A 23,733-nucleotide genomic window follows, 5' to 3' on the forward strand; every position below is an offset into this window, starting at 1 on the left:
AAGGGGTGATTGTTTGAAAATTATTGAGATGCACATCTACGGCTACGGACAATTGGAAAATGTAAAAATCACGAACCTTAGTGATTTTCAAGTATTCTATGGCGAAAATGAAGCAGGCAAGTCTACCATTATGGCATTTATTCATAGTATTCTTTTCGGGTTCCCGACAAAGCAACAATCTGACCTGCGCTATGAGCCTAAACATAACAGCAAATACGGCGGTAAAATTAGAATTTATCATGAAGAGTACGGATACGCAGTTATTGAGCGGATTAAAGGAAAAGCGGCAGGCGATGTAAAGGTAGTCATGGATACGGGAACAATTGGCGGCGAAGAACTTTTAAAAGAACTTACAGCAAATTTTGATAAAATTTTATTCCAAGCCATTTTTTCCTTTAATTTGCAAGGCTTGCAAAACATACACCAATTGAAGGATGAGGACATCGGCAAATTTCTATTCTCAGCGGGAACATTGGGTACAGAACAATTATCAAAAGCTGAAACCTTCCTGCAAAAAGAGTTAGATTCACGCTTTAAGCCATCAGGTAAGAAACCGTTTTTGAATGAAAAATTACAAGCCCTTCATGAAATAAGCGGAGAATTGAAAAAAGCGGCAGCAAAAAATAAGGAATATGAAAGCTTGGTGACAAAGAAAGAGTGGCTGCAACAAGAAATGGCAGCCATAACTGACTCGCTTCAGGAAATTAGCAAAAAGGTCGGGGAATTAAATGAATGGAAGAGAATTGAACCAATCGTCAAAGAGGACAGGCGGGTAAATAAGGAGTTAAACGAACTGGGGGAAATCGAGTTTCCGGCTCGCGGGATTGAAAGAATTGAGAAACTAAATCAACTGATCCACCCCTATGATGCTGAGGTCATAAGTATTTCCGAAAGAATTGAAAATATGAAACAGGAATTAACGGCAATTGAGCCAAATATTTCTTTGCTTGAAAATGAGCCGGCCATTTTAACATTGCTTGATCAGGTACCGATAATGGAGCAATGGAATCTAGAGAAGCAGCAATGTGAAGCCAAACTAGCTGAGTTAGAGGATAAACTGTCCATTATAAGAGAAAAGCTTCATTTACCTTTAAATGAAGAAGAGATCCTTGCCATTAATACAAATATATATATGAAAAATCAGGTCGAGATCGTTTCCCGAAAACGGCAAAAACTCGAAGAAGTAAAGAAAGAGCTAGAGGCACGGTATCAGGAAGAAAAAAACGCATTAGAAGAAATAGAAAAGGATGTTCGATTTGTAGAGAGGCAAGTCCTTGCCAAACAGGAGCGGTTACTGCTTGAAGAGCAAGTAAGTGTAAATAATGATAAAAAAAGCATGGAATGGGAATTAAAATCCTTACAGGAGCAAATTGAGATTTTTAAGCAAGCAAATGAACGAGATAGGGCCGTAAGTGAAAGCATGAATAAGCAGAAAAGGCTCCAGTTTTTTCTGTTTGAGTTCATTTTATTAGGGCTGCTATTGTATGGCATGTTCACAAAGCAATGGGTTCTCTTGTTTTTCGGTGTGCTTGGTTGTGTAGGTATCGCAATTTTTATGTTGAAAAGCACAAAGCCTATAAAAGAAGAAAAAGTGAAGCAGACACTTAATGGTTTAATAGAAAAGGAAACAACGCTAAAGCAAAAGCTTGAGTCAGCAAAATATTTGGATATTACTAAGCTCGAGAATCAATTACAGCTGGATAATCAAAGACGTGAAGAGCTGCAAATGTTAAAAATGAGCCTAAAGCAACAGCATCCCCAATACACTAAGGCATTAACAAAATTGGATGAATGGGAAATAGAGTCGGCTCAAAATAAAGAAAAGCTGTTATCGATAAGTAGTGAACTAAAGATACCCGAATATATTGCTGTATCGTTTTTACAAGAAGCTTTTGAGTTAATCGAGCAATGTAAATCTATTTACCGCGAGAAAAATCAATTGCATACAAGACTGGGACAAATTAATCAGCATCAAACCCAAATAGGAGAAGGACTTAAATCATATGAGAATCGTTTTTTACAGGTTAAGGGCTTAGATCTGCATAATTCGGCCTACCTTCTCAGAAACAAGCTGAAGGAAGAGCATGAAAAGCAAATAAAGAGCCAGGAGAGGATCGGGAAGCTTGATGACCTTACAGCTGACTTTAAGCAAAAGTCACAAGAATTGGTGCTATTACAAGCCGAACATGACAAGCTTCTCCAAATTGCTAAGACTGAAACAGAGCAGCTATTCTATGAACTTGGGGAAAAGGCTGAAAAACATGCTCAGCTTCTTGAAAGGCATGACTATCTTCAAAGTCAGCTGCAGTACTCTATTCTTCCTGAACAGGTAAGGGAAAGCTATTTATCTATTCATGATAGTGATGAAGTAATCTCAGGATATAATCTTGAAGCACAGCAATTGCAGGCAAAATTAAAAGAACTTCAAGAGCACCAAGCTTCCATAAGCTACGAGATTCAAATACTGGAAGAAGGCGGCGTGTATTCTGACATTCTCCATCACTATAAGCAGAAAAAGTTTGAGCTAGATGAGGCAGCGAAAGAGTGGTCTGTCTATTGTTTATCCCAACAGATTTTGGCGCAAACGATTGATAAGTATAAAAGCGTTCATTTACCAAGGATGCTCTCCAAAGCGGAAGAATACATGTTATTTCTAACGAATGGCAGCTACCGTAAAATTCACCTGCAAAAGGCGGGTTCCGGTTTTCTTGTTGAGCGAGAGGATCATACCATATTTGAAGCAAAAGAGTTAAGCCAGGGAACAATGGAGCAGTTATATGTGTCCATTCGACTTGCATTGGCAACAACGCTTTATGAAAAATATCAGTTTCCGATTATCATTGATGATAGCTTTGTTAATTTTGATGCAAAAAGAACAAGTAAAGTGATTGAACTACTTAAAACACTAGAGCGAAATCAACTATTATTTTTTACTTGCCATGCACACTTACTACCCCTTTTCCAGAGGGAAAATATTCTTTCAATAGAAAAAGGTGCTGTTCAGGTTATTTACTAGAGAAATAGGACTATATGTTATACTCATAATATGGGAAGGAGCGTGGATAGGTTGGGAAAAGGTATATTAGATTATGAGGTTGGAGAACAGGTTGAATTATTTCTCTTAATAAAAAATTCAACAAAAGGGATTGCGAGTAATGGTAAGCCTTTTTTGACGTTAATTCTGCAAGATCAAAGCGGGGAAATCGAGGCAAAGCTTTGGGATGCCAGTGAAGAGGATATAAAGAATTATGCTCCCCAAAATATTGTGAAAATTCTTGGAGATCTTCAAAATTATCGTGGTAAGAGTCAACTGAAAATTCGTCAAATCCGGAAAACTGGCCCTACGGATGGGGTGAAGCTGGATGACTTCCTTGAGACCGCTCCACTAAGTCAGGAAGAAATGGTCAGCAAACTGACACAGTATATTTTTGAAATGAGAAATCCTAATATCCAACGAATAACTCGCCATTTAATAAAGAAACATCAAAAGGCGTTTTTAGAATATCCGGCCGCTACTAAAAACCATCATGAGTTTGTCTCAGGACTTGCCTATCACGTTGTCAGCATGCTTGACCTGGCCAAAGCGATTGCATCATTATATCCTAGTCTCGATAAGGATCTGCTCTATGCCGGAGTGATCTTACACGATATGGGGAAAGTAATGGAATTATCAGGGCCAGTTTCAACGGTTTATACGATAGAGGGAAATTTGCTTGGACATATCACGATAATGATTACCGAAATTGGCAAGGCAGCTGAGGAACTAGGAATCTCCGGTGAAGAGGTATTAATTTTACAACACCTTGTCCTTAGTCATCATGGGAAAGCGGAATGGGGCAGTCCCAAACCGCCATTAATCAAGGAAGCAGAAATCCTTCATTATATCGATAATCTTGATGCAAAAATGAACATGCTTGACCGTGCATTAGAAAGAGTAAAGCCCGGTGAATATTCTGAACGAATTTTTGCCTTGGATAATCGGTCATTTTATAAGCCAGTGTTTCATAAGTAGATTAAAATAACCCATTTTAGGGTTATTTTTTTTAAGTAGAAACGAATAATTTTAGAAAAACCGAATAAGTTGTAATACAAAGTGGACAACCACTAGAGAAGGGAGCAAGAGAAGTTGACTATACCTATTTGGATTTATGCAGTCGTGGTTGGAATTGTAATTAGTGCCCTTATGGCAATCAAAACGGGCAGGGAAGAACGGCAGCTAGAAATGGAAAATATCGAGCGCGAGGGAGAAATCTATATTACGCGCCTTGAACGTGAGAAGGAAATGCGTGAGGAACTAAAGGTAACAGGGGAATAAGAAAAGCTCCAGCGCCTAGGTGCTGGAGCTAGCCAATAATAAAAGCGGAAGCGCCTGGTCAGGCACTTCCGCTTTTATTGTTTACTGCTGTGCTGCAGAGGTTTGTGGCTTAAGCGCGTCTTTTAAATCTTTATCGCTTACTTTTACATCCGCTGCTTTAAGTTCACGCTGCATGACTTTATTGATATCTTCAGTCTTTAATTTAGATGATTTCACTTGATATTCAATGTCTTTTTTCATATCAGCAAAAGGCTTCTTTTCTTGTTTTTCTGTTACTTGGATAATATGATAGCCAAATTGTGTTTTGACAGGTGCGCTAATTTCTTTCGCCTTAAGGGCAAAGGCTGCTTTGATAAAGTCAGCATCATATTGCGCTTTATTTGTATTATTGATAGTACCTAAATCACCGCCATTTTGAGCAGAAGCAGTATCTGTTGAATATTCTTTCGCAACATCTTCAAATTTTGCACCTTCATCAAGCTTTTTCTTCACTTCATTTGCAGTTGCTTCATCTTTAACAAGGATATGACGAGCTTTTATATCTGGGGTATAGCTATCGTAATAATCCTTCAATTCTTTGTCAGTCACTTTTACGTCTTTCAGTGCTGCTTTTTCTTGCATCATTCCAAGCTTCATTGTTTTCTTTAAATCATCTTCGCTTTTATAGCCATATTGGGCAAGCGTTGTTTCGAAATTTGCACCTAGGTCTGATTTTAATTGGTTGATCTTATCATTAAGTTCTTTATCTGTTACTTTGTATTTTTTTGATAGAACTTTTTCATATACAAGCTGTTGAAGGGCTTGGTCACCGATCTTTTCCTTCATCGAGTTGTATAACTCATCCTGTGTTACATTTCCAGCCTTACTCTCTACTACAGTTTTAGAACCACCTTGATTACATGCACCTAATACCAGAACCCCGCCAGCTAATGAAAGGGCTAATATCCATTTTTTCATGCTGTATCTCTCCTAAACAGTAAATTCTTATGGGCTATTTGTCCACATCCCTTACTATAACATAAATTGGAACCGCTGCAAAAATTAAAGCTAGGAGCATTAAAAAAATGTCTAAAAGGGCGCGGGACTTTTCCCATAAAATAAGCTAAGTGCCTAAACGAAATGAATACAGCATGAATAGTATATCTTAGCAAATGGAAAAGGAGGTAAAAATATATGTCTGGTGGTGCAGCATACGGTGGAGGATTTGCATTAATTGTCGTCCTTTTCATCTTGTTAATTATCATTGGGGCTTCTTTTGTTTATTAAGAAAAAAAGTGTAAACTAAAAGCGATGAGAATTTCCTCATCGCTTCGCTTTTTTTAGTTGTTTTCATATTTACTAATCCAAACCATTCGTATTATTTTCACAGGTGGATTATGTATACAAAATTTCCAGGTATGATGATATCAGTAAGATCGTGATAAGAACATTAATGGTGCGGAAGACCTTATGCTGGTTTTCTTCCGGTATTTCCTTTTGAATACAAAGAGAATTGGTCATTTTATTTACATAAAACAAAATAAAAATAGCGAAGACAATAAAAACGGAGATCATCATTGATTCCCTCCCTGTTGTTCGTGTTATGCTTAATACAATACCAAAAATCAAACAAAAAAGATAGTCAAAAAGAATGGAAGAATGTTAGACTTTTTTCATCAGTAAACTAATCCAAAGTATTAGAAGAGGTTTACCCAACTCTCAAAAAGGTGAATAATGTAAAAAAGGATCATGTAAAGGTTTGGAAAGAGGGCTATGGTTATGAATGAATATAAAGTATTATGGCAAAGAATCCATCTTCTTGAATATCACCAAAAGCTGTTTGTAAAACTGCTAAACAATCCCAAGCTTGAATTTTATAAGCTTGTCATTGAAAATGGTTTAAACGAGCAGGAAACAGAAAAGTTCTTTGATTTATGTGACAAATTGAGCATGAAATTAGAAGAACAAAAAGCGGAAGGGTATGTTTACTTTCATCCGCTTTTTGAACAATTATCAGCTGCTTTACCAGCTAACCTGAAAATGGAAGAGGTAATAAGGGCGTGCCTGCTCCAGAATTTATACAAGCCTCTATTTCTGGAGTTCGAAAAATATTTATAATGGAGGTTTTACGCTAATTCTTGCTCTGTCTTTTTTGCCTTTTTCAGCTGTCCATTTTCTTCAATGAATTCACTTTCAATATTATGAAATGAACGTTCAAAGATCTCCATAAAATCTTCACCGTAAATGTTGCGAATAATCGCCATCATCTCAATAATATCTGGAAACTTCCCGTACAATTCCCTTAGCGGTAAAGCACCGGAAAAAGCGGCATTTTTATTCGGTTCATATGTTTCCATTGATTTAAGCAAAATCTCTTCACCGGCTTCAGTGAGCTGAATATACGTATTACGTTTGTCGTTTTCCTTTTTAGAAAATTTCAACAAACCTCGTTCTTCTAACTTTTTTGAAAAATTAAAAGCTGTTGATACATGCATTACTCCGAATTTTGCCACATCCGAGATGGAGGCGCCATTTAAATGATAGGCGATCCAAAGAATATGATGCTCATTAATATTTAAATCATAAGGCTTAATCCATTGCTGCCAGTCTTTCTCAATCGACTTCCATAATGCTTTACTTAATTGTGTAATTCTCTGACTAAAGATCATGGCTTCCTTCATTGAATATTGTTTCTCAGTCATCCCCAATTTCACCTACTTTTATATTTCTCTATTATCATTATGCCAATAAAATAAAAATTAATAAAGATATTAATTTTTATTTTATATTGAATTTTGAAAAAACTCAATATAAAAATTTTTTTCGAATAGTTTTCACATAATTATCCTGCTAAAAATAGACCTTGTTCATAGGAACGAATGGTAAAACATATAAATAGTTACAACGATTGTTCGAATAAGTAGGGGGTCAAAAAGGATGAAGAGCGTAGCTGTAACGTTATTTATCGTAAGTGCTATTCTTTTTTTAGGATCATCTAAATATTTATTTGATTTAAAAAGACCCGGTGTGTATCCGCCAAAACGAGTATTAAAGAAAAGAGCAGCTGCCTTGGCTGGTGTTAGCGGCATGTTCCTATTAGCCGCTTTCTTACTTTCAAAACTTTTATAGAAGCCCTCTAGTATGTAATTTAAGAAAAGAACCCCTCGGGGTTCTTTTCTTAAAAAGAGAGCCCCGTGCATTACTTTTGGATGATGGAAGCTGATGATATTTTAGATCTTTTGAAAATAGATTGAGCTACTGGAAACAAAATAACCATGATAACAGTATTTAGTGCGATTGCAGGTAAAACCCCTACTGAAAATAATGCTGCGAAAGGCCCTGGTAATCCAACAAGTAAAAGGGCGGAACCTAAAAAGATTGTTCCTGAAACTAATGTTCCAACTGCAGTTAAAATAGCAGCACTAACAATAGGCTTAACAAATTTCTTCAAGATCAGGAATAAACCGAAAAAGATTAATGAAGTGAAAATCTTATCGATTATATTGGGAATCTGTCCGTTAGGAAATCCCGTGGTTAATGCAGATAAAACACCAGTTACAATCCCCATTAGCATGACACTTTTTACTTCTGGTACAAGAATAATTCCTAAAAACATCATCGCCAGCATCATATCTGGTTTAATACCAAGGAAGTTTGGCATTACCGTATGCAATACAACCCCAATCCCCGCTAAAAGTGCTAAAATGACTAGATTTTTTGTTTTCATTTCTCATCTCTCCTCTGCTATCCTAAGCTAATTTGTTCCTCCTGCAGTACACTCATTGCCTGCAGCGAAAAACTTAGATTCATTATAACATATTACGATAATATTCATAAAGATATAATTTTCAGAAAATTGGTTTTAACAACACAAGTTTACAGCTGTTTATGAATAGCCGCTGCCATTTCTTGTAATAATTGTGGTGTATAATCGCTTTGATTGCTTTTCCATACCACTCCCAGACCATCTCCTTTACCATAGCGCGGAATCAAATGGATATGGAAGTGAAAAACAGTCTGGCCGGCAAGTTCACCATTATTATTGATTGTGTTCATTGCAGCAGGCTCAAATTCCTTTTTGAGAGCATTAGCAATAGAGGGGACAACTTCATAAATGTTTCTTGCGATTTCTGGCGTTAATTCGTATACGTTTTCTTTATGTACCTTAGGAATCACAAGGGTATGCCCTTTTGTCACCTGACTGATATCCATAAACGCTACGACATGCTCATTTTCAAAAACCTTTGCGGCAGGAATTTCACCATTAACAATTTTACAAAAAATACAATCGCTCATTTTATCGACAACCCCTTTAAATGTTTGTCTTATTTTACCATAATGTCATGGGATAAAAAAGAAAAAGGCAGGATTCGCATGGAATCCCGCCTTCCCGAAGGGGAATTGCTTCAATTTTAACGTTCATTTAGGAGTGTTCTTTGATAAACACCTCATTTTTCATAGAGTGTTTTTATAAAGAGACATCTTTGTTCAAGCTGACCATCCCCTATATGTGTTTTTATATGTTTTCCCAACTTATAAAAACGGGTAGCGATCTGCGGTAAACACCTCATTTGCCGTTTATTTTTTTAAGATAAACAGTTGGTGTTGAACTCTAAATGGATTGAATGCACTGTGTACAAAACAACCATCCCCTTATCTGAAACGATTGATAGCTCACTTGTTTGAAAGGAAATTGTCTTTGACAGACACCTCATTTCAAGTTTTGATGAATTTCTTCATCGAGGTAAGTTATTTCCCCTTCGAATATTATGATAACCCCTTATGAAAGAAATATACAAAAAAGTTTAGAAAAATTGAATTCCTATTTTTATTGAAAGGAATTTGTTAAAATGAAAACCATAATCATGCTACGGAAGGACGTTTGCCATGTCTTTATTAACAATTGAAAGTCTTGTCGGCGGCTATACAAGGAACCCTGTATTAAAGGACGTTTCCTTTGAAGTACGTGAGAAGGAATTAGTCGGACTTATTGGCTTGAATGGAGCCGGGAAGAGCACAACCATCAAACACATTATCGGATTAATGGAACCACATCGCGGCACCGTCAAAATTAATGGAAAATCCTTTACAGAAAACAAAGAAGCCTATCGGCGCTTGTTTACGTTTGTACCCGAAACACCTGTCTTATATGAAGAACTAACACTGGACGAGCATTTAAAATTAACTGCCATGGCCTACGGACTGGACGAGTCCACCTATAAACAGCGAATCAGCCCGCTGTTGTCGGAGTTTCGAATGGAAAAACGGTTAAACTGGTTTCCTGCTCATTTCTCCAAAGGGATGAAACAAAAGGTCATGATCATGTGTGCCTTTCTCGTTCAGCCTTCGCTTTATATTGTCGATGAACCATTTGTCGGCTTAGATCCGCTCGGGATTCAGTCCCTGCTCGATTTGATGAAAAAGATGAAAGAAAATGGTGCAGGAATCTTAATGTCGACACATATTCTTGCAACGGCAGAAAAATATTGTGACCGTTTTGTGATTCTCCATGAAGGGAAGATCCGTGCTAAAGGAACGCTTACGGAGCTAAGGGAGCAGTTTTCAATGCCGACTGCCTCTTTAGACGATTTGTATATTCAATTGACGAAGGAAGAAAATTATGTTTGATGAGAAGAAGCTTTGGAAGGATCGCGCCGGCGGCCGGATGAAAGATTTAGGTAGATATTTACGCTATATTTTCAATGGGCATCTCGTAATCGTCCTATTATTTTTAATTGGAACAGGAGCCTTTTTTTATCAAAAATGGATTGAATCCCTTCCGACTGATTTTCCTGCTGAAATTATTTTAGCTGTTATCATTGGATTTTTCCTCACATACAGCCCAGTTTACAACTTTTTACTCGAGGCTGATAATGTATTTTTGCTGCCGCTTGAGGAAAAATTAAAAGGATATTTTTTTCGCTCCGGAGTTGCGAGCTTTGTTTTTCAAGGCTATATTCTCTTAATGGTTTTAGCAATCCTTATGCCGATGTATGCCCATGTCGGCGATAATGGTTTTCATTCATTTATTCCATTCTTAGCCGTGTTACTTATTGCGAAGGTCTGGAATTTAGCCGTTACCTGGAAAATTCACTATTATGTCGAGACTTCTGTACATAGATGGGATATGGTTGTTCGCTACTTACTAAATGCTGCATTTTCCTATCTTTTATTTAAACAGGCAAACCTAATTATTCTGTTGATTATGGCATTAATTATGGTTTTTTATTACTACAGCTTTTTGGCACGAACAAGAAAAATGGGCTTAAAATGGGATCAATTAATTGACCAGGAAGAAAAAAGGATGGCTTCCTTTTATCGTTTAGCGAACATGTTTACTGATGTGCCAAAATTGAAAGATACGGTAAAAAGAAGAAAGTGGCTTGATTTGTTCATCAGTAAAATTCCGTTCACACAAGAAAAGACTTATTTATATTTATTTTCGCGAACGTTTTTGCGCTCCTCTGATTATCTTGGTTTATTTATCCGTTTAACGGTGATCGGTGCACTTGCCATCTATTTTATTTCGTTTGGCCTGGGACAAATATTACTTTGTGTTTTATTTTTATATTTAACGGGTTTTCAATTGCTGCCGTTATGGAATCATCATCAAAATAAACTCTGGGTTGACATTTACCCGGTTGCGTCAAACTATAAGACAATTTCGTTCCATTTTTTGTTAATGATCATCTTAACGATTCAAGCCGTTATCTTCGCATTATTTATTTTAGTTAAAGGTGAGATTTTTATTTCACTGCTAACTTTACTCGCAGGACTCGTGTTTAGTTATATCTTTGTTTATTTTTATGGAAAAAATCGTTTAAAAGCATAAATCTATGAATTTCCCCTTTGCGATGAAGGGGATTTTTTTACACGATTGGGCGGTTTTTATCGTATGGAAGCATAGAATAATCTGTAAAGGGGGTTGGTCATTTTGAACGAGTATGAATTATTGGTTTATGAGGAAGTGGAAGAATGGAAGCGAAAATTAACCAGACGTTCAGGAATGATGAACCGAATATCAAAAAAAGCCCAAGGTAAAATTAACGAATGGATCCTGGAAAAGGTTCATGAGGTCATGACAGAGAGCATTAAAGGGATGGTGAAAGCCACGTTACTTGGTTCGAAAGTGACAACGAATAAAAATCAGGCAGAGGGGTTAACCCTTGCTGAAAGAGATGAATTGGCACGAAAAAAGATATCTTCCTATCAAAAGACCGCTGTGGTCGAGGGGGCAGGGACTGGGGCTGGAGGAATTTTATTAGGTCTTGCTGATTTCCCGTTACTTTTAACGATTGAGATGAAATTTTTGTTCGAAGCTGCATCTGTTTACGGGTTTGATACTAGAAAATATGACGAAAGATTATTTATTCTCCATGTTTTTCAACTGGCTTTTTCAAGTGACGAAATCCGCAAACATACCTTATCCGAAATTGAAAATTGGGAAAGCCGCAAGCTGGTTCTTGTGGAAATGGATTGGCGCAAGTTTCAGCAGGAATATCGGGACTATATTGACCTTGCAAAATTGTTTCAACTTGTGCCGGGCATTGGGGCGTTTGTTGGTGCCTATGCCAATAATAATCTGCTAAAGCATTTAGGTGAAACGGCGATGAATGCCTACCGCATACGGTTATTGCAAAAAACCCCTGAACTCTAACGAGACAGGGGATTTTTGTGGTTCATTCCTTATGGACTCGGACTGCTGCTGTTCCAAGAGTTTTTGCAGCGATGAGCATCGCTTTTTCATCTATATCAAACTTGGGGTGATGATGGGGATATCCTTCATCATTGGTAACTGGTTTTGCACCGGTGTAGAAGAAGGTACCCGGAACCTTTTGTAAATAATAGCCAAAATCCTCACCACCCATTTGGGGCTCGGTTTCTTCGATAATTTGCACTTCTTCAATATCCCGTGCACAGCTAATTATAAATTCTGTTTCCTTTTCATGGTTGACTACTGCAGGATAACCTCTTACAAAATCATACTTATAAGCACTGTCAGATGTGTAACAAGTGCCGTGAATGATTCGTCCCATCTCATCTTCAATCAATTGCCTTACATTTTCATTAAATGTTCGGACAGTTCCTACTAATTTTGCTTTATCAGCGATGACATTGAAGGCATTTTCAGCTGTAAAAGAAGCAACAGTGACAACAGCTGATTCAACTGGATTTACCTTACGGCTGACGATTTGCTGGAGATTTAATACAAGTTGTGATGCTATAACGATGGCATCCTTTGTTTTATGCGGTTGCGCCCCATGACCGCCTTTGCCCTGAATTTCAATTTCAAATCGGTCAGCCGCCGCCATGATGGGGCCTGTTCGATATTGGATAGTGCCTGTCGGTTCACTTGCCCATAGATGCGTACCGAAAATCACATCGACACTTTCCAAACAGCCATCTTCAATCATCGGTGCCGCCCCGCCGGGAGCATATTCTTCTGCATGCTGATGAATAAAAACATAGGTTCCTTCAAGCTCTTCACGAAGTTCATTTAATGCTTTCGCAAGGACAAGCAGTGTCGCGGTATGACCGTCATGTCCACAGGCATGCATGACTCCTGGTACAAGTGATTTGTATGGGACATCCTTTTCATCCTGAATCGGCAACGCGTCAAAGTCTGCCCGTAATGCCACTGTTTTTCCTGGTTTTTTTCCGTAAACTTTTGCAACAACCCCATTCCCGCCAACATTCCCCATTACTTCAATATGAAGTTTTTCATAATAATCTTGAATGAATTTAGCGGTGCTGTATTCCTGAAATGATAATTCCGGATGCTGGTGCATGTAGCGGCGGATCGAGACCATTTCGTCATAGTAACTTTCTAATTTAGTAAATAGCTCGTTTAACATATGTAATTCCTCCCAAAGAGTTTATTTTCAAACTATTTTAACATCTTTATAGTATTTTGTATTTCTTTTACTTAAACGAAAGTGGCCGGCAAAAAAGCCGGCCATTATTTATATTAAAAATATAGCAGCAATTGTCGTGACGACAAGCCCGATAAATACGGGGACAAGGTTTCTTCTGGCTAATTCGAATGGATCGACGTTACAAATGGCTGCCGCAGGAATTAAAGCCCATGGCACGAGTGTTCCGCCTCCAACCCAGATAGCTGCAATTTGCCCTAGTGCAGTCAGTGTGGCGGCACCTTTGCCAATGGCAACAGCAAATAGACCAGCAACCGAACCGGCAAGAGAAATTCCCGAGAATCCCGAACCATCCAATCCTGTTATGGCTCCTACTGTAGTCAAAGTGATGGCTCCAACCGTTTTACTTAATGGCACAATATTGGCAATAGCAATACCCAAGTCATTCACAATTCCTTGAGATGCTTTTGGAAGAAAATCTCCAATGATTTTTGAAAAGCCGCTATCACCTAAATAAAAGAATGCGGCAATTGGAATAACGGGTCCAAAGACCTTAAATCCAAATTGGAAGCCTTCAATTAAAAAATGGGTTGTTTTTTCAAGCCCTTTGCTTTTATGACTTGTTAATGTAATTAATAGAAGAATTAGAATGGAAGTTCCGCCAATTAAGGCAGTTGCATCACCACCGGTCAAATCGAGGATAGACATCGCTGCAACATCAGCCGCAAATAATAGTGGAACGACTATCGCAAAGAATCGTTTTTGAGCTAGTGATAAGAGGTGAGGCTGGTCAGTAGTTTCTGATGGTGTTTCAGGCAGAACACCAGTAGAGGTCTTGAGAACCCCTTTCTTCATATCCCGTTTTAAAAAGTAGAAGGCTGTAACCGTTGTCACAAGACCCATAATAAACACTAATGGAATACTGGCATTGATGACATCTTGAATAGGAAGTCCCGCTGCATCTGCCGTAAGCTTTGGTGCTGCTTGTATAACAAAATCCCCTGATAAAGCAATCCCATGACCGAACAAGTTCATTGCCATGGCGACACCTAATGCCGGCAGTCCTGCTCTAATCGCAACTGGAAGAAGAACGGCGCCTAATAGGGCAACTGCAGGGGATGGCCAGAAGAACCAGGAAATGACCATCATTAAGATCCCAATTGTCCAATAGGCAAGGGTAGGATTGCGTATTAATTTCCTAAAGGGTGAGATCATGACATCGTTGATACCGGTGGTCGTTAAGGTATGGCTCATCGCGACAATAATGGAGATTACGAGTATGGTAGATAATAATTCTGTAATGGCATAACTAAAACTGTTAAAAATACTGCTAATTGAATGACTTAAACTGCCAGTGGCGGTAAGGGCAATCAAGAATATCCCCACAATACAAATAATGCTCGTGTCCCTTCTCATTACCATGAACCCGATAATAAGAACAATAAAGGCCACATATATCCAATGAAGAGCTGTTAGCTCAATCAGCATTTCATTCCCCCCCTTTCATTTACCCAACAAGGGCATTCGCCCTGCTGGATGTAATACAGAATATGAAAATCACAGCTAGTGGTGATGGGGAATGAAAAAAAAAGGGAGTGTCATCAGGAAGAATCAAAACTTAAATTAATGGGGGTTAGTTAAATTAATAGTCAAAAAATTATCACTTTTCATTATAATATTTTTTCGAAAAAGGTATATTATCGAACTATAAGTAATCTTAATTCGAGAGTTTCTGTTCCTTAAATTTATGAAATTATGCACTTTGAACTTGCCATGAGGAGTGAGGTAGATAATGGGGCATTTTGGATTTTCATATGTAGGCTGTATTTATTTATTGATGTTGTTTATACCCAACATTATATGGACTAAAAATAGACCAGAGGGTTATGAAAGTTTTGTTATAAAGGAAAATAAGACACTGTTGCTTTTTGAACGGGTTGGACAAGTTTGCGTAACGTGTGTTGCGTTGATTTTCAGTGATTTTAATATTGGTTCGATTAATTTATGGAGTTTTTGGCTTGTTATTTCCTTTGTCCTTATGCTTTTTTATGAGATAAACTGGATTCGATATTTTAAAGGTAAGCATACCTTAAAGAGCTTCTATGGCAGTTTTTGTGGCTTCCCTGTAGCAAGTGCGAGCCTTCCGATAATGGCATTTCTATTATTAAGTATTTATGGGAAGGTGATTTGGCTTTTTGTATCGGTGATAGTGCTTGGTGTAGGACACATCGGAATCCATCTTCAACATTTAAAAGCTATAAAATAATATGATCAATTTAACAGTTTTGTGTGCTTAAATTACTGTTATTTCAGGTTTAGGTGCTAATTTCTTCGTGCTTTCAAAGGGGGTTATTTATGCTACTATTTCGCTTTTTCTCCACATTTTTATAAGCTGCTGATTCCTGCATCTAGGATCATGAGGGCTCGCACTTATCCGTTTGGGGAATCAGGTTAAGCACCCAAGCTGATAAATAGACGGAAAAATTTCGCTTAATTAGTGATTATTATTAAAAAAGGCTTAAATAGACGCAGAAATTCCGCCAATTGTCCCGAAAAATTCGAAAATGGATGATTTTGCTTTGCATAACCGGAAAACCTCCCCTTATTTTCCCCAAAACGAGCTCTATTCTGCATTTAACCGGAAACTCTCCGCTTATTTACTTTTGCTGGTTACTCCATTAAAAGACAAGACATCTTATTTAAAGGGAGTCAGTTATATACAAATAACGATGCCAATACGACTGTCATTTCGGCACGTATTTTAAGAAATAGCACCTCAAAACGGAACCCTTTATTCTACCTCATGGGAGTGCTTTTTGGATATTTTCAAAATGAGAAATTTCTCATATACCTCTCATTAACTTTTTAGCTTTCTTTCATGTCTGTCAAATGGCTTGCTTCTATACTAAACATATCAAGTCAAGATATGAGGGGTTTCTTATGAATTATACATTTTTTAAAATTTTCAACGATCTAGCAGGTCAGCATCAATGGCTCGATTCTCTGATGATTTTCATTGCCAATCAGTCACCATTCATTATTGCAGGAGCTTTGCTGATTGTATGGCTTAGGGAGTCTATTTTTGGCAAAGGTCATTACCAGCAAACAACGGTCATCCTTACAGCTGTCACATTTTTACTGACACTAATTGCAAATAGCGTAATCCATCTGTTTTACTGGCATGCAAGACCGTTTGTCACGCATCGTGTTCATCAGCTGATTGCACACAGTGCGACGGAATCTTCTTTTGTCAGCGACCATGCCTTATTAGCCTTTTCAGTTGCCATTGTGCTTTTGCAACGTATGAAGCGTTTAGGATATGCAGCTTTTGCATTTGCAATACTAACAGGAGCTTCGAGAATTTTCGTGGGTGTGCATTATCCGGCTGATATTATAGGATCAGTATTCATCGCATCCGCGGTAGGATGGTTGGTCGTGAACCAGGAAGCTAGATTAAGGCCAATCACTGCTTTTATCATCAGCACATCCGAAAAGGTGATTGCACTTACGCCGGCAGGAAAAAGGATAAGCCGGGATATAAACAAATAAGAGGTGACTTTCCTTATGGAAAAAACTGCTGCGCAGTCTACATTATCTATAATAATAAAATTAGCAGGCGCTCTGGCTATCGCACTAAGTGTGACAATTTTACTCTTAAACCTTTTGATGGGGAATTTAGATGCATTAAAGGAAATCAACAAAACGTTGGGTTCAGTCGCGGAATACGGAGCGATTGCAACAGGTACCTTATGGTTATCAAGACATGTTTGGATGTATACAAAAAGAAACAAGTGGTCTGCAGCTCACTACGTGAGACATGTATTTCTTTTTCTTAAGAAGCATCACACACTAATTGGCTATGCCGTCCTTTCTTTGGCAACCAGTCATGGGGTATACTTTTTATTGAAAGGCACGGACAAAATGCTGAGTTTTTACAGCGGAATTGGTGCGTTTGCAGCTCTAGTCATTGTCAGCACTGCAGGGTTTTTAGTACAAAAGCACGGAGCAGGTGCAACATTTGCTAAAAAGCGAAAGTTTCATCAAGCGGCAGCAATCCTATTCGGGTTAATACTACTCATTCATCTTATTGTGTAAGGAGATACAAAGTATGCAGAACATTTTAATTATAGAGGATGAAGAAAGTCTGGCAGAATTTTTAATACTAGAACTTAAATACGAAGGGTATAAGGTAGATGTTTTTCACGATGGACGTGCTGGTCTGGAAGCTGCTCTTCAGAAGGACTATGACCTTATCTTGCTGGATCTTATGCTTCCCCGCTTGAACGGTGTGGAGGTCTGTCGCCGGCTGCGCGCAGCAAAGGATACTCCTATCATTATGCTGACAGCGCGGGATAGTGTGATGGATCGGGTCACAGGACTGGATAGCGGGGCTGATGACTATTTAGCTAAGCCATTTGCTATTGAAGAACTCCTAGCCCGCATGCGTGTCATCTCCCGCAGAGAGCAAAAACGAAGTGAAGAGAAGAAGCTTGTTTTGTCCTTTAAAAACTTGGAGTTAGATGTAGAGTCACGGGTATTGCGGAAGGATTCTACTACTATTGAGTTAACAAACAAAGAATTTGAACTATTAATGATGTTTATGAAAAATGTAAACCGTGTATTGACAAGGGATGTTCTGCTAGAGCAAGTTTGGGGATACGATTCAGTAGTAGAAACCAATGTCGTAGACGTGTATGTACGGTATTTGCGCAATAAATTAAGTAATTCTGACAATGAGACGTATATTCATACCATTCGCGGTGCCGGGTATGTGATGAGATGAAGAAATTGCGAAAGCTGTTGCAGCATTTACCGATTAAGTGGAAATTGACACTGTGGTCGACTTTTCTCATTTTCCTCTTATTCGCTTCTTATAATGTGATGCAGTATGTAATCATCAACCATTGGACCGTTGGGTATGAAAAAATCCAAATTGAGCGCTACATTAAAGAAGTGGATGCCTATATTACCAATCCACAAACAGACTTTTCTTCACAGGATTCTATAAGTATGACTACCTTCTTAAACAGCATCAATGAGAAACATCAACTCATCCGTATTCTGGATAAGAATGGTCATATTATGGCATCTGCCAGCCGTGAAATACCTGACAACTTGGTTCAGCCAAAATCTGCTTCCACTAAAAATTATGTGACAGTGAATCATTGGGAGGATAAATTTCTGGTTGCACGTGTTCCCGTTAAGTCTCCTTCCTTTAGCGGCACAATTGAAGTCATTCGCAGTATGGATATTTTTGATGAATTTATTGATACGATTTTTCTAATTATGCTTGCTGCAGGAGTAGGAGGACTTATACTAAGTTTTATGGGTGGTAACATTATTGCCAAACAATTGTTAAGCAAGATTCAAGTTGTTACCGACACCATGCATAGAATTCGTCAAAATGGCATGACTGAGCGTGTTCCTGTTCCAAAGAACCGGGACGAACTTGCTGAACTCGGTATATTATTCAACGAAGTAATGGATGACATGGAACAGGCATTTGCGCAACAGAAGCAATTCGTGGAAGATGCATCACATGAACTGCGTACACCACTCGCTATCATCCATGGCCACCTTTCCATGCTCAATCGCTGGGGGAAAAACGATCCTGAGGTATTGGAGAAGTCCCTTCAGTCCAGCATAAAGGAGGTAGAGCGCCTGAATACACTGGTGACGGAGCTTTTGGAGCTTTCACGTGCAGAAGCTGAGCATTTTCCCACACAGGCAGGAGATCCATCATATGTAAATGAGGTAATCGACTGTGTATCCAATAATTTCAGGGTGTTGCATCCAAACATCTCCTTACAGCAGCAATTATTTCCAAAAGATGTACAAATTGATATACCGGCAAACTATTTGGAGCAAATTCTAATCATCTTATTGGATAATGCCATTAAGTATTCACGAACAGAACAACCAGCGGTAACTGTCGAAACTCTTAAAGAAAAAGAGGTAGTTTCCATTCACTTACGTGACGAAGGGATTGGAATACCGGCTGAAGATCTTCCTTTTGTATTGAACCGCTTTTACCGGGTGGATAAGGCGCGGACACGCAAGCAAGGTGGAAACGGTCTCGGCCTTGCGATTGCCAAAAGACTTGTTTTAAAGTATAATGGTTCGATTTCCTTGGAGAGTACGGAGGGGAAAGGTACAACGGTATCCCTGTCCTTTCCGGTTTATAAAAATGAAGAAGAGGGAACTTAACGTAACTGTTAAGTTCCTCAAGTGATTTACGCCTATTTCGTTATCGAATATTTGCTTACATAAGGGGCACTAGCGAAAATCGTTTGCTGTGCATCTAAACCTGTACCTGCCTTAATAAATAAATCGGAATTCTGCCATCTTTGATAATAGGCTTCATTTTCCCACACCGTCAGGATGACATAGGTAGTGGAAGAAATAGGAGAAAGCAGTCTTAGTGCCCTTAATCCTTGTACGTTTGCTGTTTTTTGAACTTGAATTTTACATTGGTGTTCAAATACGGGCCGGCCTTCATCTGTAACCGGAATATGATTCATGACCGCAAAGCTCTCTTTTTGAATATCTCCAACCGATTCTAATACCTCATATTTCCGCGGCACGTTAAATTTACTTTTCCCTTTTGTTTCGTGTAATAATAGGGCCCCATTTTCATTGACCATGGTTACCATCATTTCATCAGGATATTTATTTGCTATTTTCGTTAAAAAATCGAATGTACCAGCAGTTATATAAATTTTCATTTATTAAATCCCCCTTTTTTTCTTAGTCTATACCATTCTATATTCCAAACTTCCTTTTAAATTAAACAAATTTATTACCGTAAAAACGACATTTTTTTGACAGTTAGTATCATTTACTATGCACAAATAGGATTAATCGCTATAGTGGAGACAGTCTATGTGTTAAGAAAGTTTTTAAATTTCCCCTTTATATATTAAAATGGAAAACATACATGTCTTTGAAAGGTGGACTTTATTCATGACAAAACCAATTAATGAAACATTTTTAAAAGCAGCAAGAGGTGAGAAAACGGATCATGTTCCTGTCTGGTATATGCGTCAAGCAGGACGTTCCCAGCCAGAATACAGAGAGATTAAGGAAAAATACTCATTATTCGAAATCACGCACCAGCCAGAGCTATGTGCCTATGTTACCCGCTTGCCTGTTGAACAGTATAATGTCGATGCGGCAATTTTATATAAAGATATTATGACTCCGCTTCCAGCAATGGGTATGGAAGTAGAAATAAAGAGTGGAATCGGGCCAGTAATTGATAATCCAATTCAGTCTTTAGCAGATGTTGAAAAGCTGGGTGAAATACACCCAGAAGAAGATGTTCCTTACGTATTGGATACAATCAAATTACTGACTACTGAGCAATTAAATGTTCCATTAATCGGATTTTCCGGTGCACCGTTTACACTTGCCAGCTATATGATTGAAGGCGGCCCATCGAAAAACTACAATAAGACAAAAGCCTTCATGTACGCAGAACCCAAGGCATGGTTTGCTTTGATGGAAAAGCTGGGTGATATGATTATTACATACGTGAAGTCGCAAATAAACGCAGGAGCCAAGGCAATCCAAATTTTTGATTCATGGGTTGGCGCATTGAATGTCGAGGATTACCGCTATTTCATCAAGCCTGTTATGAACCGTATTTTCGCTTCATTAAAAGAAGAAAATGTCCCGTTAATTATGTTCGGCGTTGGGGCAAGCCATCTAGCTTTGGAATGGAATGACCTGCCGCTTGATGTCGTTGGTTTGGACTGGCGCCTGCCAATCAGCCAGGCAAGAGAAATGGGTGTGAATAAAACCGTTCAAGGCAACCTCGATCCGGCTGTCCTGCTTGCACCTTGGGAAGTGATTGAGGAAAAAACTAAAGCTATATTAGACCAAGGAATGGCACAAAACGGCTACATCTTTAATCTAGGTCACGGTGTTTTCCCATCTGTTAAACCGGAAACCTTGAAAAGATTAGCCTCCTTTATTCATGAGTATTCAGCATCCAAATTGAGTCGCTAAGTTATCAATCTGTGAGTGTTAATATTGGTAAGTAACCAAATTTTTTGGCACAATAGAATGAGTTGTTTGGAAGGGGGTAGTCATTATTTCCCCTTTTCTTTTACGAAAAACGAAGAGACTTAATAAGAGGTGCAGCATATGACAAAAAAGAAAATGGGTCTGCTAGTAATGGCATATGGTACCCCATATACATTAGATGATTTAGAAGGATACTATACACATATCCGCCATGGCCGGAAACCGAGCCCTGAAATGTTGGAAGATCTCCGCAATCGTTATCAAGCAATTGGCGGAATCTCTCCATTAGCCAAAATAACCCTTGACCAAGCGGAAAAGCTTGAACAGCATTTAAATCAAATTCAACAGAAAATAGAATTTAAAATGTACCTTGGATTAAAACATATTTCCCCGTTTATTGAAGATGCTGTCAAAAAAATGCATGAAGATGGTATTGAAGAGGCTGTAAGTATCGTTTTAGCACCGCATTTTTCAACTTTTAGTGTAAAATCCTATAATGGAAGAGCAGTAGAAGAAGCAGAGAAATTGGGCAATCTTAATATCAAAACAATTGAAAGCTGGTATCAAGAACCGAAATTTATCGGTTATTGGGCTGATAAAGTAAAACAAGTTTTTGATCAAATGCCACATAATAAAAAAGACCATTCAGTGCTGATCGTTTCTGCACACAGCCTGCCGGAAAAAATTCTCCAATTTGGTGACCCTTACCCAAGTCAGCTTCAGGAAACAGCTGATTTAATTGCTGAACAAGCAGGGGTAAAGAATGTCGAAATCGGCTGGCAAAGCGCAGGGAATACCCCAGAGCCTTGGATTGGCCCGGATGTCCAGGATTTAACAAGGGATCTATATAAAAAACATCATTATCAAGCATTCGTTTATACACCTGTCGGGTTTGTTTGCGATCACCTTGAGGTGTTATACGACAATGATGTTGAATGCAAAGCGGTTACGGATGAATTAGGAGTTAACTACTATCGTCCGGAAATGCCTAATGCAAAGGAAGAATTTATTGACTGCTTATCAAGCGTTATTCTAAATAGATTGAGGGATTAACCTACATGGAGGAAGGTGACGTTTGTGACCGAAGACAAACAGAAAGTTGTCATTATTGGGGGAGGAATTGCTGGTCTCACGTCAGCATTCTATCTTCAAAAAGCAATTCAAGAGCATCAACTGCCAATTGAGATTCAACTCATCGAAGCGTCACATCGACTCGGCGGTAAATTGCAAACTGTTGTTAGGGACGGGTTTACAATTGAGCGGGGGCCGGATTCATTTTTAGCAAGAAAAACGAGTATGATTAGGCTAGCGAAGGAAGTCGGGATGGATGACAAGTTAGTCCCTAATTCCACTGGGAAATCGTATGTTCTTGTTAACGAGAAACTGCACTCAATGCCCGGTGGTTCAATCATGGGGGTGCCAACGGAAATAGGACCCTTTATCACAACAGGTCTTTTTTCCGTTCCCGGTAAATTAAGAGCTGCGGCCGATTTTATCCTGCCTCGTTCAGAAAGTGGGAAAGACCAATCATTAGGACAATTTTTTAGAAGAAGATTGGGTGATGAGGTGGTTGAAAATCTAATTGAACCATTATTATCAGGCATCTACGCTGGAGATATCGACCAATTGAGCCTGATGTCGACTTTCCCGCAATTTTACGAAGTGGAACAAAAATACCGAAGCTTGATTATGGGGATGAAAAAAACAACTCCTTCCCAGCCAAAACAACCAGAAAGTAAGGACAAGAAAAAGGGAGGTTTCTTAACCTTCAAAACAGGGCTTCAATCATTTGCTGAAGCCATTGAAGCAAAATTAGATCCGAGATCCATTTTAAAAGGCCATCGCGTCGATAAAATTACGAAGTCCAATAATCACTACGAAATATATCTCAATAATAGCGAAACGATAACAGCTGATTGTATTATTGCTGCTACACCTCATAAAGTAACGCAATCAATGTTTTCTGATTACAGCTTTTTCGATCCTTTTAAATCTGTTCCATCCACTTCTGTAGCAACAGTTGCAATCGCCTTGCCGGAGGAGGCAATTAAGAATGATATTGATGGAACAGGATTTGTTGTTTCAAGAAATGGTGATTATTCTATTACCGCTTGTACGTGGACCCATAAAAAATGGGCGCATTCGACTCCCAAAGGAAAGGTACTCCTCCGCTGTTATGTAGGAAGAGCGGGTGATGAGACGATTGTTGATCTGTCAGATGATCAAATCATTAAGATTGTCCTTGATGATTTGAAAAAGACGATGGATATTTCGATGGAGCCTGACTTTGCCATTGTATCAAGATGGAAAAATTCCATGCCGCAATATACCGTTGGCCATAAGCAACGGCTCGAAACGATATTAGGGCGTGTGAAAACTGAACTGCCTGGTGTATTCTTGGCAGGCGCCTCATATGGAGGAGTCGGGGTACCCGATTGTATTGATCAAGGAGAGGCAGCCGTTAAAAATGTGTTGGATTTCTTAAATGTAATGACTAAGGCAAAAGAAGCTGTTCATTCATAACAGCTTCTTTTATTA

Annotated in this window: 25 protein-coding genes; 17 read left to right on the plus strand and 8 right to left on the minus strand. The window is 38.6% G+C overall.

Going from position 1 to position 23,733, the window contains the following annotated elements; all coding sequences use genetic code 11:
• Positions 1 to 13: 13 nt before the first annotated feature.
• The 3 genes from BABA_RS06050 (at position 14) to BABA_RS06060 (ending at position 4,315) form a co-directional block, all read left to right on the plus strand.
• Positions 14 to 3,016: an ATP-binding protein gene (locus BABA_RS06050; RefSeq protein ID WP_007084257.1), complete on the plus strand. Its 3,003-nt coding sequence runs from the start codon at positions 14 to 16 to the stop codon at positions 3,014 to 3,016.
• Between the two features lie 51 nt (positions 3,017 to 3,067).
• The gene (gene yhaM / locus BABA_RS06055; RefSeq protein ID WP_007084258.1) at positions 3,068 to 4,012 is read left to right on the plus strand and encodes a 3'-5' exoribonuclease YhaM; all 945 of its coding nucleotides are present in this window, start codon (positions 3,068 to 3,070) and stop codon (positions 4,010 to 4,012) included.
• A 114-nt stretch (positions 4,013 to 4,126) separates the two neighbouring features.
• Positions 4,127 to 4,315: a sporulation YhaL family protein gene (locus tag BABA_RS06060; RefSeq protein WP_007084259.1), complete on the plus strand. Its 189-nt coding sequence runs from the start codon at positions 4,127 to 4,129 to the stop codon at positions 4,313 to 4,315.
• 81 nt (positions 4,316 to 4,396) lie between these two features.
• On the opposite strand, the gene BABA_RS06065 is transcribed toward BABA_RS06060, so the two are convergent.
• The gene (locus BABA_RS06065) at positions 4,397 to 5,272 is read right to left on the minus strand and encodes a peptidylprolyl isomerase (RefSeq protein ID WP_007084260.1); all 876 of its coding nucleotides are present in this window, start codon (positions 5,270 to 5,272) and stop codon (positions 4,397 to 4,399) included.
• Between the two features lie 216 nt (positions 5,273 to 5,488).
• Between BABA_RS06065 and BABA_RS26380 the strand changes: the two genes are divergently transcribed.
• Positions 5,489 to 5,581: a YjcZ family sporulation protein gene (locus BABA_RS26380; protein WP_083865293.1), complete on the plus strand. Its 93-nt coding sequence runs from the start codon at positions 5,489 to 5,491 to the stop codon at positions 5,579 to 5,581.
• Positions 5,582 to 5,689: 108 nt separating this feature from the next.
• On the opposite strand, the gene BABA_RS06070 is transcribed toward BABA_RS26380, so the two are convergent.
• Entirely contained in the window at positions 5,690 to 5,869 is a 180-nt protein-coding gene (locus BABA_RS06070; RefSeq protein ID WP_007084261.1) for a hypothetical protein, read from the minus strand.
• A 204-nt stretch (positions 5,870 to 6,073) separates the two neighbouring features.
• Between BABA_RS06070 and BABA_RS06075 the strand changes: the two genes are divergently transcribed.
• On the plus strand, positions 6,074 to 6,412 hold the full coding sequence (locus BABA_RS06075) for a DUF1878 family protein (RefSeq protein ID WP_007084262.1): 339 nt from the start codon (positions 6,074 to 6,076) through the stop codon (positions 6,410 to 6,412).
• Between the two features lie 8 nt (positions 6,413 to 6,420).
• On the opposite strand, the gene BABA_RS06080 is transcribed toward BABA_RS06075, so the two are convergent.
• Positions 6,421 to 6,996: an HTH-type transcriptional regulator Hpr gene (locus BABA_RS06080; protein WP_007084263.1), complete on the minus strand. Its 576-nt coding sequence runs from the start codon at positions 6,994 to 6,996 to the stop codon at positions 6,421 to 6,423.
• Positions 6,997 to 7,231: 235 nt separating this feature from the next.
• Between BABA_RS06080 and yhzF the strand changes: the two genes are divergently transcribed.
• On the plus strand, positions 7,232 to 7,423 hold the full coding sequence (gene yhzF / locus BABA_RS06085; protein ID WP_007084264.1) for a membrane protein YhzF: 192 nt from the start codon (positions 7,232 to 7,234) through the stop codon (positions 7,421 to 7,423).
• Positions 7,424 to 7,493: 70 nt separating this feature from the next.
• Here the strand turns inward: yhzF and BABA_RS06090 are convergent, their stop codons facing one another.
• Both BABA_RS06090 and BABA_RS06095 read right to left on the minus strand, forming a co-directional pair.
• Positions 7,494 to 8,021 (minus strand): tryptophan transporter, encoded by a 528-nt coding sequence (locus BABA_RS06090; RefSeq protein WP_007084265.1) that lies wholly within the window; start codon positions 8,019 to 8,021, stop codon positions 7,494 to 7,496.
• Between the two features lie 149 nt (positions 8,022 to 8,170).
• Positions 8,171 to 8,590, minus strand: a complete 420-nt coding sequence (locus BABA_RS06095; protein WP_007084266.1) for an HIT family protein — start codon at positions 8,588 to 8,590, stop codon at positions 8,171 to 8,173.
• A gap of 591 nt (positions 8,591 to 9,181) precedes the next feature.
• Between BABA_RS06095 and BABA_RS06100 the strand changes: the two genes are divergently transcribed.
• From BABA_RS06100 to BABA_RS06110, 3 genes are all read left to right on the plus strand, one after another.
• Positions 9,182 to 9,922, plus strand: coding sequence for an ABC transporter ATP-binding protein (locus tag BABA_RS06100; RefSeq protein ID WP_007084267.1), 741 nt, complete (start codon positions 9,182 to 9,184; stop codon positions 9,920 to 9,922).
• The gene (locus BABA_RS06105; RefSeq protein WP_007084268.1) at positions 9,915 to 11,126 is read left to right on the plus strand and encodes an ABC transporter permease; all 1,212 of its coding nucleotides are present in this window, start codon (positions 9,915 to 9,917) and stop codon (positions 11,124 to 11,126) included. Before BABA_RS06100 ends, BABA_RS06105 begins: the two co-directional genes overlap by 8 nt.
• Positions 11,127 to 11,228: 102 nt before the next feature.
• Positions 11,229 to 11,951, plus strand: coding sequence for an EcsC family protein (locus BABA_RS06110; RefSeq protein ID WP_007084269.1), 723 nt, complete (start codon positions 11,229 to 11,231; stop codon positions 11,949 to 11,951).
• A gap of 22 nt (positions 11,952 to 11,973) precedes the next feature.
• On the opposite strand, the gene BABA_RS06115 is transcribed toward BABA_RS06110, so the two are convergent.
• Both BABA_RS06115 and BABA_RS06120 read right to left on the minus strand, forming a co-directional pair.
• Positions 11,974 to 13,149: a M20 family metallopeptidase gene (locus BABA_RS06115; protein WP_007084270.1), complete on the minus strand. Its 1,176-nt coding sequence runs from the start codon at positions 13,147 to 13,149 to the stop codon at positions 11,974 to 11,976.
• Between the two features lie 108 nt (positions 13,150 to 13,257).
• Positions 13,258 to 14,655, minus strand: a complete 1,398-nt coding sequence (locus BABA_RS06120; protein ID WP_007084271.1) for a hypothetical protein — start codon at positions 14,653 to 14,655, stop codon at positions 13,258 to 13,260.
• Between the two features lie 304 nt (positions 14,656 to 14,959).
• Here BABA_RS06120 and BABA_RS06125 point away from each other — a divergent pair, with 304 nt between their 5' ends.
• The 5 genes from BABA_RS06125 (at position 14,960) to BABA_RS06145 (ending at position 19,374) form a co-directional block, all read left to right on the plus strand.
• Positions 14,960 to 15,433, plus strand: a complete 474-nt coding sequence (locus BABA_RS06125) for a hypothetical protein (RefSeq protein ID WP_007084272.1) — start codon at positions 14,960 to 14,962, stop codon at positions 15,431 to 15,433.
• Positions 15,434 to 16,218: 785 nt separating this feature from the next.
• On the plus strand, positions 16,219 to 16,716 hold the full coding sequence (locus BABA_RS06130; RefSeq protein ID WP_157273121.1) for a phosphatase PAP2 family protein: 498 nt from the start codon (positions 16,219 to 16,221) through the stop codon (positions 16,714 to 16,716).
• A gap of 15 nt (positions 16,717 to 16,731) precedes the next feature.
• Positions 16,732 to 17,262, plus strand: a complete 531-nt coding sequence (locus tag BABA_RS06135; RefSeq protein ID WP_007084274.1) for a hypothetical protein — start codon at positions 16,732 to 16,734, stop codon at positions 17,260 to 17,262.
• Between the two features lie 13 nt (positions 17,263 to 17,275).
• Complete coding sequence (locus BABA_RS06140) at positions 17,276 to 17,950, plus strand: response regulator transcription factor (protein ID WP_007084275.1); 675 nt, start codon at positions 17,276 to 17,278, stop codon at positions 17,948 to 17,950.
• Positions 17,947 to 19,374: a HAMP domain-containing sensor histidine kinase gene (locus BABA_RS06145; protein WP_007084276.1), complete on the plus strand. Its 1,428-nt coding sequence runs from the start codon at positions 17,947 to 17,949 to the stop codon at positions 19,372 to 19,374. The genes BABA_RS06140 and BABA_RS06145 overlap by 4 nt, the downstream gene beginning before the upstream one ends.
• 32 nt (positions 19,375 to 19,406) lie before the next feature.
• On the opposite strand, the gene BABA_RS06150 is transcribed toward BABA_RS06145, so the two are convergent.
• Complete coding sequence (locus tag BABA_RS06150; protein WP_007084277.1) at positions 19,407 to 19,892, minus strand: antibiotic biosynthesis monooxygenase family protein; 486 nt, start codon at positions 19,890 to 19,892, stop codon at positions 19,407 to 19,409.
• Positions 19,893 to 20,130: 238 nt separating this feature from the next.
• On the opposite strand from BABA_RS06150, the gene hemE reads away from it, so the two are divergent.
• From hemE to hemY, 3 genes are all read left to right on the plus strand, one after another.
• A complete protein-coding gene (hemE, locus tag BABA_RS06155; protein ID WP_007084278.1) occupies positions 20,131 to 21,177 on the plus strand; it encodes a uroporphyrinogen decarboxylase in 1,047 nt (348 codons plus the stop codon).
• A 138-nt stretch (positions 21,178 to 21,315) separates the two neighbouring features.
• A complete protein-coding gene (hemH, locus tag BABA_RS06160) occupies positions 21,316 to 22,248 on the plus strand; it encodes a ferrochelatase (RefSeq protein ID WP_007084279.1) in 933 nt (310 codons plus the stop codon).
• A 24-nt stretch (positions 22,249 to 22,272) separates the two neighbouring features.
• The gene (hemY, locus tag BABA_RS06165; protein ID WP_007084280.1) at positions 22,273 to 23,718 is read left to right on the plus strand and encodes a protoporphyrinogen oxidase; all 1,446 of its coding nucleotides are present in this window, start codon (positions 22,273 to 22,275) and stop codon (positions 23,716 to 23,718) included.
• Positions 23,719 to 23,733: the final 15 nt, after the last annotated feature.

Source organism: Neobacillus bataviensis LMG 21833, from assembly GCF_000307875.1.
GTDB classification, from domain to species: domain Bacteria; phylum Bacillota; class Bacilli; order Bacillales; family Cytobacillaceae; genus Neobacillus; species Neobacillus bataviensis.

Excerpts from the sequence above, each read along its gene's own strand:
- BABA_RS06065 (WP_007084260.1), bottom strand. The coding sequence starts at position 5,272 with ATGAAAAAATGGATATTAGCCCTTTCATTAGCTGGCGGGGTTCTGGTA.
- BABA_RS26380 (WP_083865293.1), top strand. The coding sequence starts at position 5,489 with ATGTCTGGTGGTGCAGCATACGGTGGAGGATTTGCATTAATTGTCGTC.
- BABA_RS06070 (WP_007084261.1), bottom strand. The coding sequence starts at position 5,869 with ATGATCTCCGTTTTTATTGTCTTCGCTATTTTTATTTTGTTTTATGTA.
- BABA_RS06075 (WP_007084262.1), top strand. The coding sequence starts at position 6,074 with ATGAATGAATATAAAGTATTATGGCAAAGAATCCATCTTCTTGAATAT.
- BABA_RS06080 (WP_007084263.1), bottom strand. The coding sequence starts at position 6,996 with ATGACTGAGAAACAATATTCAATGAAGGAAGCCATGATCTTTAGTCAG.
- yhzF (WP_007084264.1), top strand. The coding sequence starts at position 7,232 with ATGAAGAGCGTAGCTGTAACGTTATTTATCGTAAGTGCTATTCTTTTT.
- BABA_RS06090 (WP_007084265.1), bottom strand. The coding sequence starts at position 8,021 with ATGAAAACAAAAAATCTAGTCATTTTAGCACTTTTAGCGGGGATTGGG.
- BABA_RS06095 (WP_007084266.1), bottom strand. The coding sequence starts at position 8,590 with ATGAGCGATTGTATTTTTTGTAAAATTGTTAATGGTGAAATTCCTGCC.
- BABA_RS06100 (WP_007084267.1), top strand. The coding sequence starts at position 9,182 with ATGTCTTTATTAACAATTGAAAGTCTTGTCGGCGGCTATACAAGGAAC.
- BABA_RS06105 (WP_007084268.1), top strand. The coding sequence starts at position 9,915 with ATGTTTGATGAGAAGAAGCTTTGGAAGGATCGCGCCGGCGGCCGGATG.
- BABA_RS06115 (WP_007084270.1), bottom strand. The coding sequence starts at position 13,149 with ATGTTAAACGAGCTATTTACTAAATTAGAAAGTTACTATGACGAAATG.
- BABA_RS06120 (WP_007084271.1), bottom strand. The coding sequence starts at position 14,655 with ATGCTGATTGAGCTAACAGCTCTTCATTGGATATATGTGGCCTTTATT.
- BABA_RS06125 (WP_007084272.1), top strand. The coding sequence starts at position 14,960 with ATGGGGCATTTTGGATTTTCATATGTAGGCTGTATTTATTTATTGATG.
- BABA_RS06135 (WP_007084274.1), top strand. The coding sequence starts at position 16,732 with ATGGAAAAAACTGCTGCGCAGTCTACATTATCTATAATAATAAAATTA.
- BABA_RS06140 (WP_007084275.1), top strand. The coding sequence starts at position 17,276 with ATGCAGAACATTTTAATTATAGAGGATGAAGAAAGTCTGGCAGAATTT.
- BABA_RS06145 (WP_007084276.1), top strand. The coding sequence starts at position 17,947 with ATGAAGAAATTGCGAAAGCTGTTGCAGCATTTACCGATTAAGTGGAAA.
- BABA_RS06150 (WP_007084277.1), bottom strand. The coding sequence starts at position 19,892 with ATGAAAATTTATATAACTGCTGGTACATTCGATTTTTTAACGAAAATA.
- hemE (WP_007084278.1), top strand. The coding sequence starts at position 20,131 with ATGACAAAACCAATTAATGAAACATTTTTAAAAGCAGCAAGAGGTGAG.
- hemH (WP_007084279.1), top strand. The coding sequence starts at position 21,316 with ATGACAAAAAAGAAAATGGGTCTGCTAGTAATGGCATATGGTACCCCA.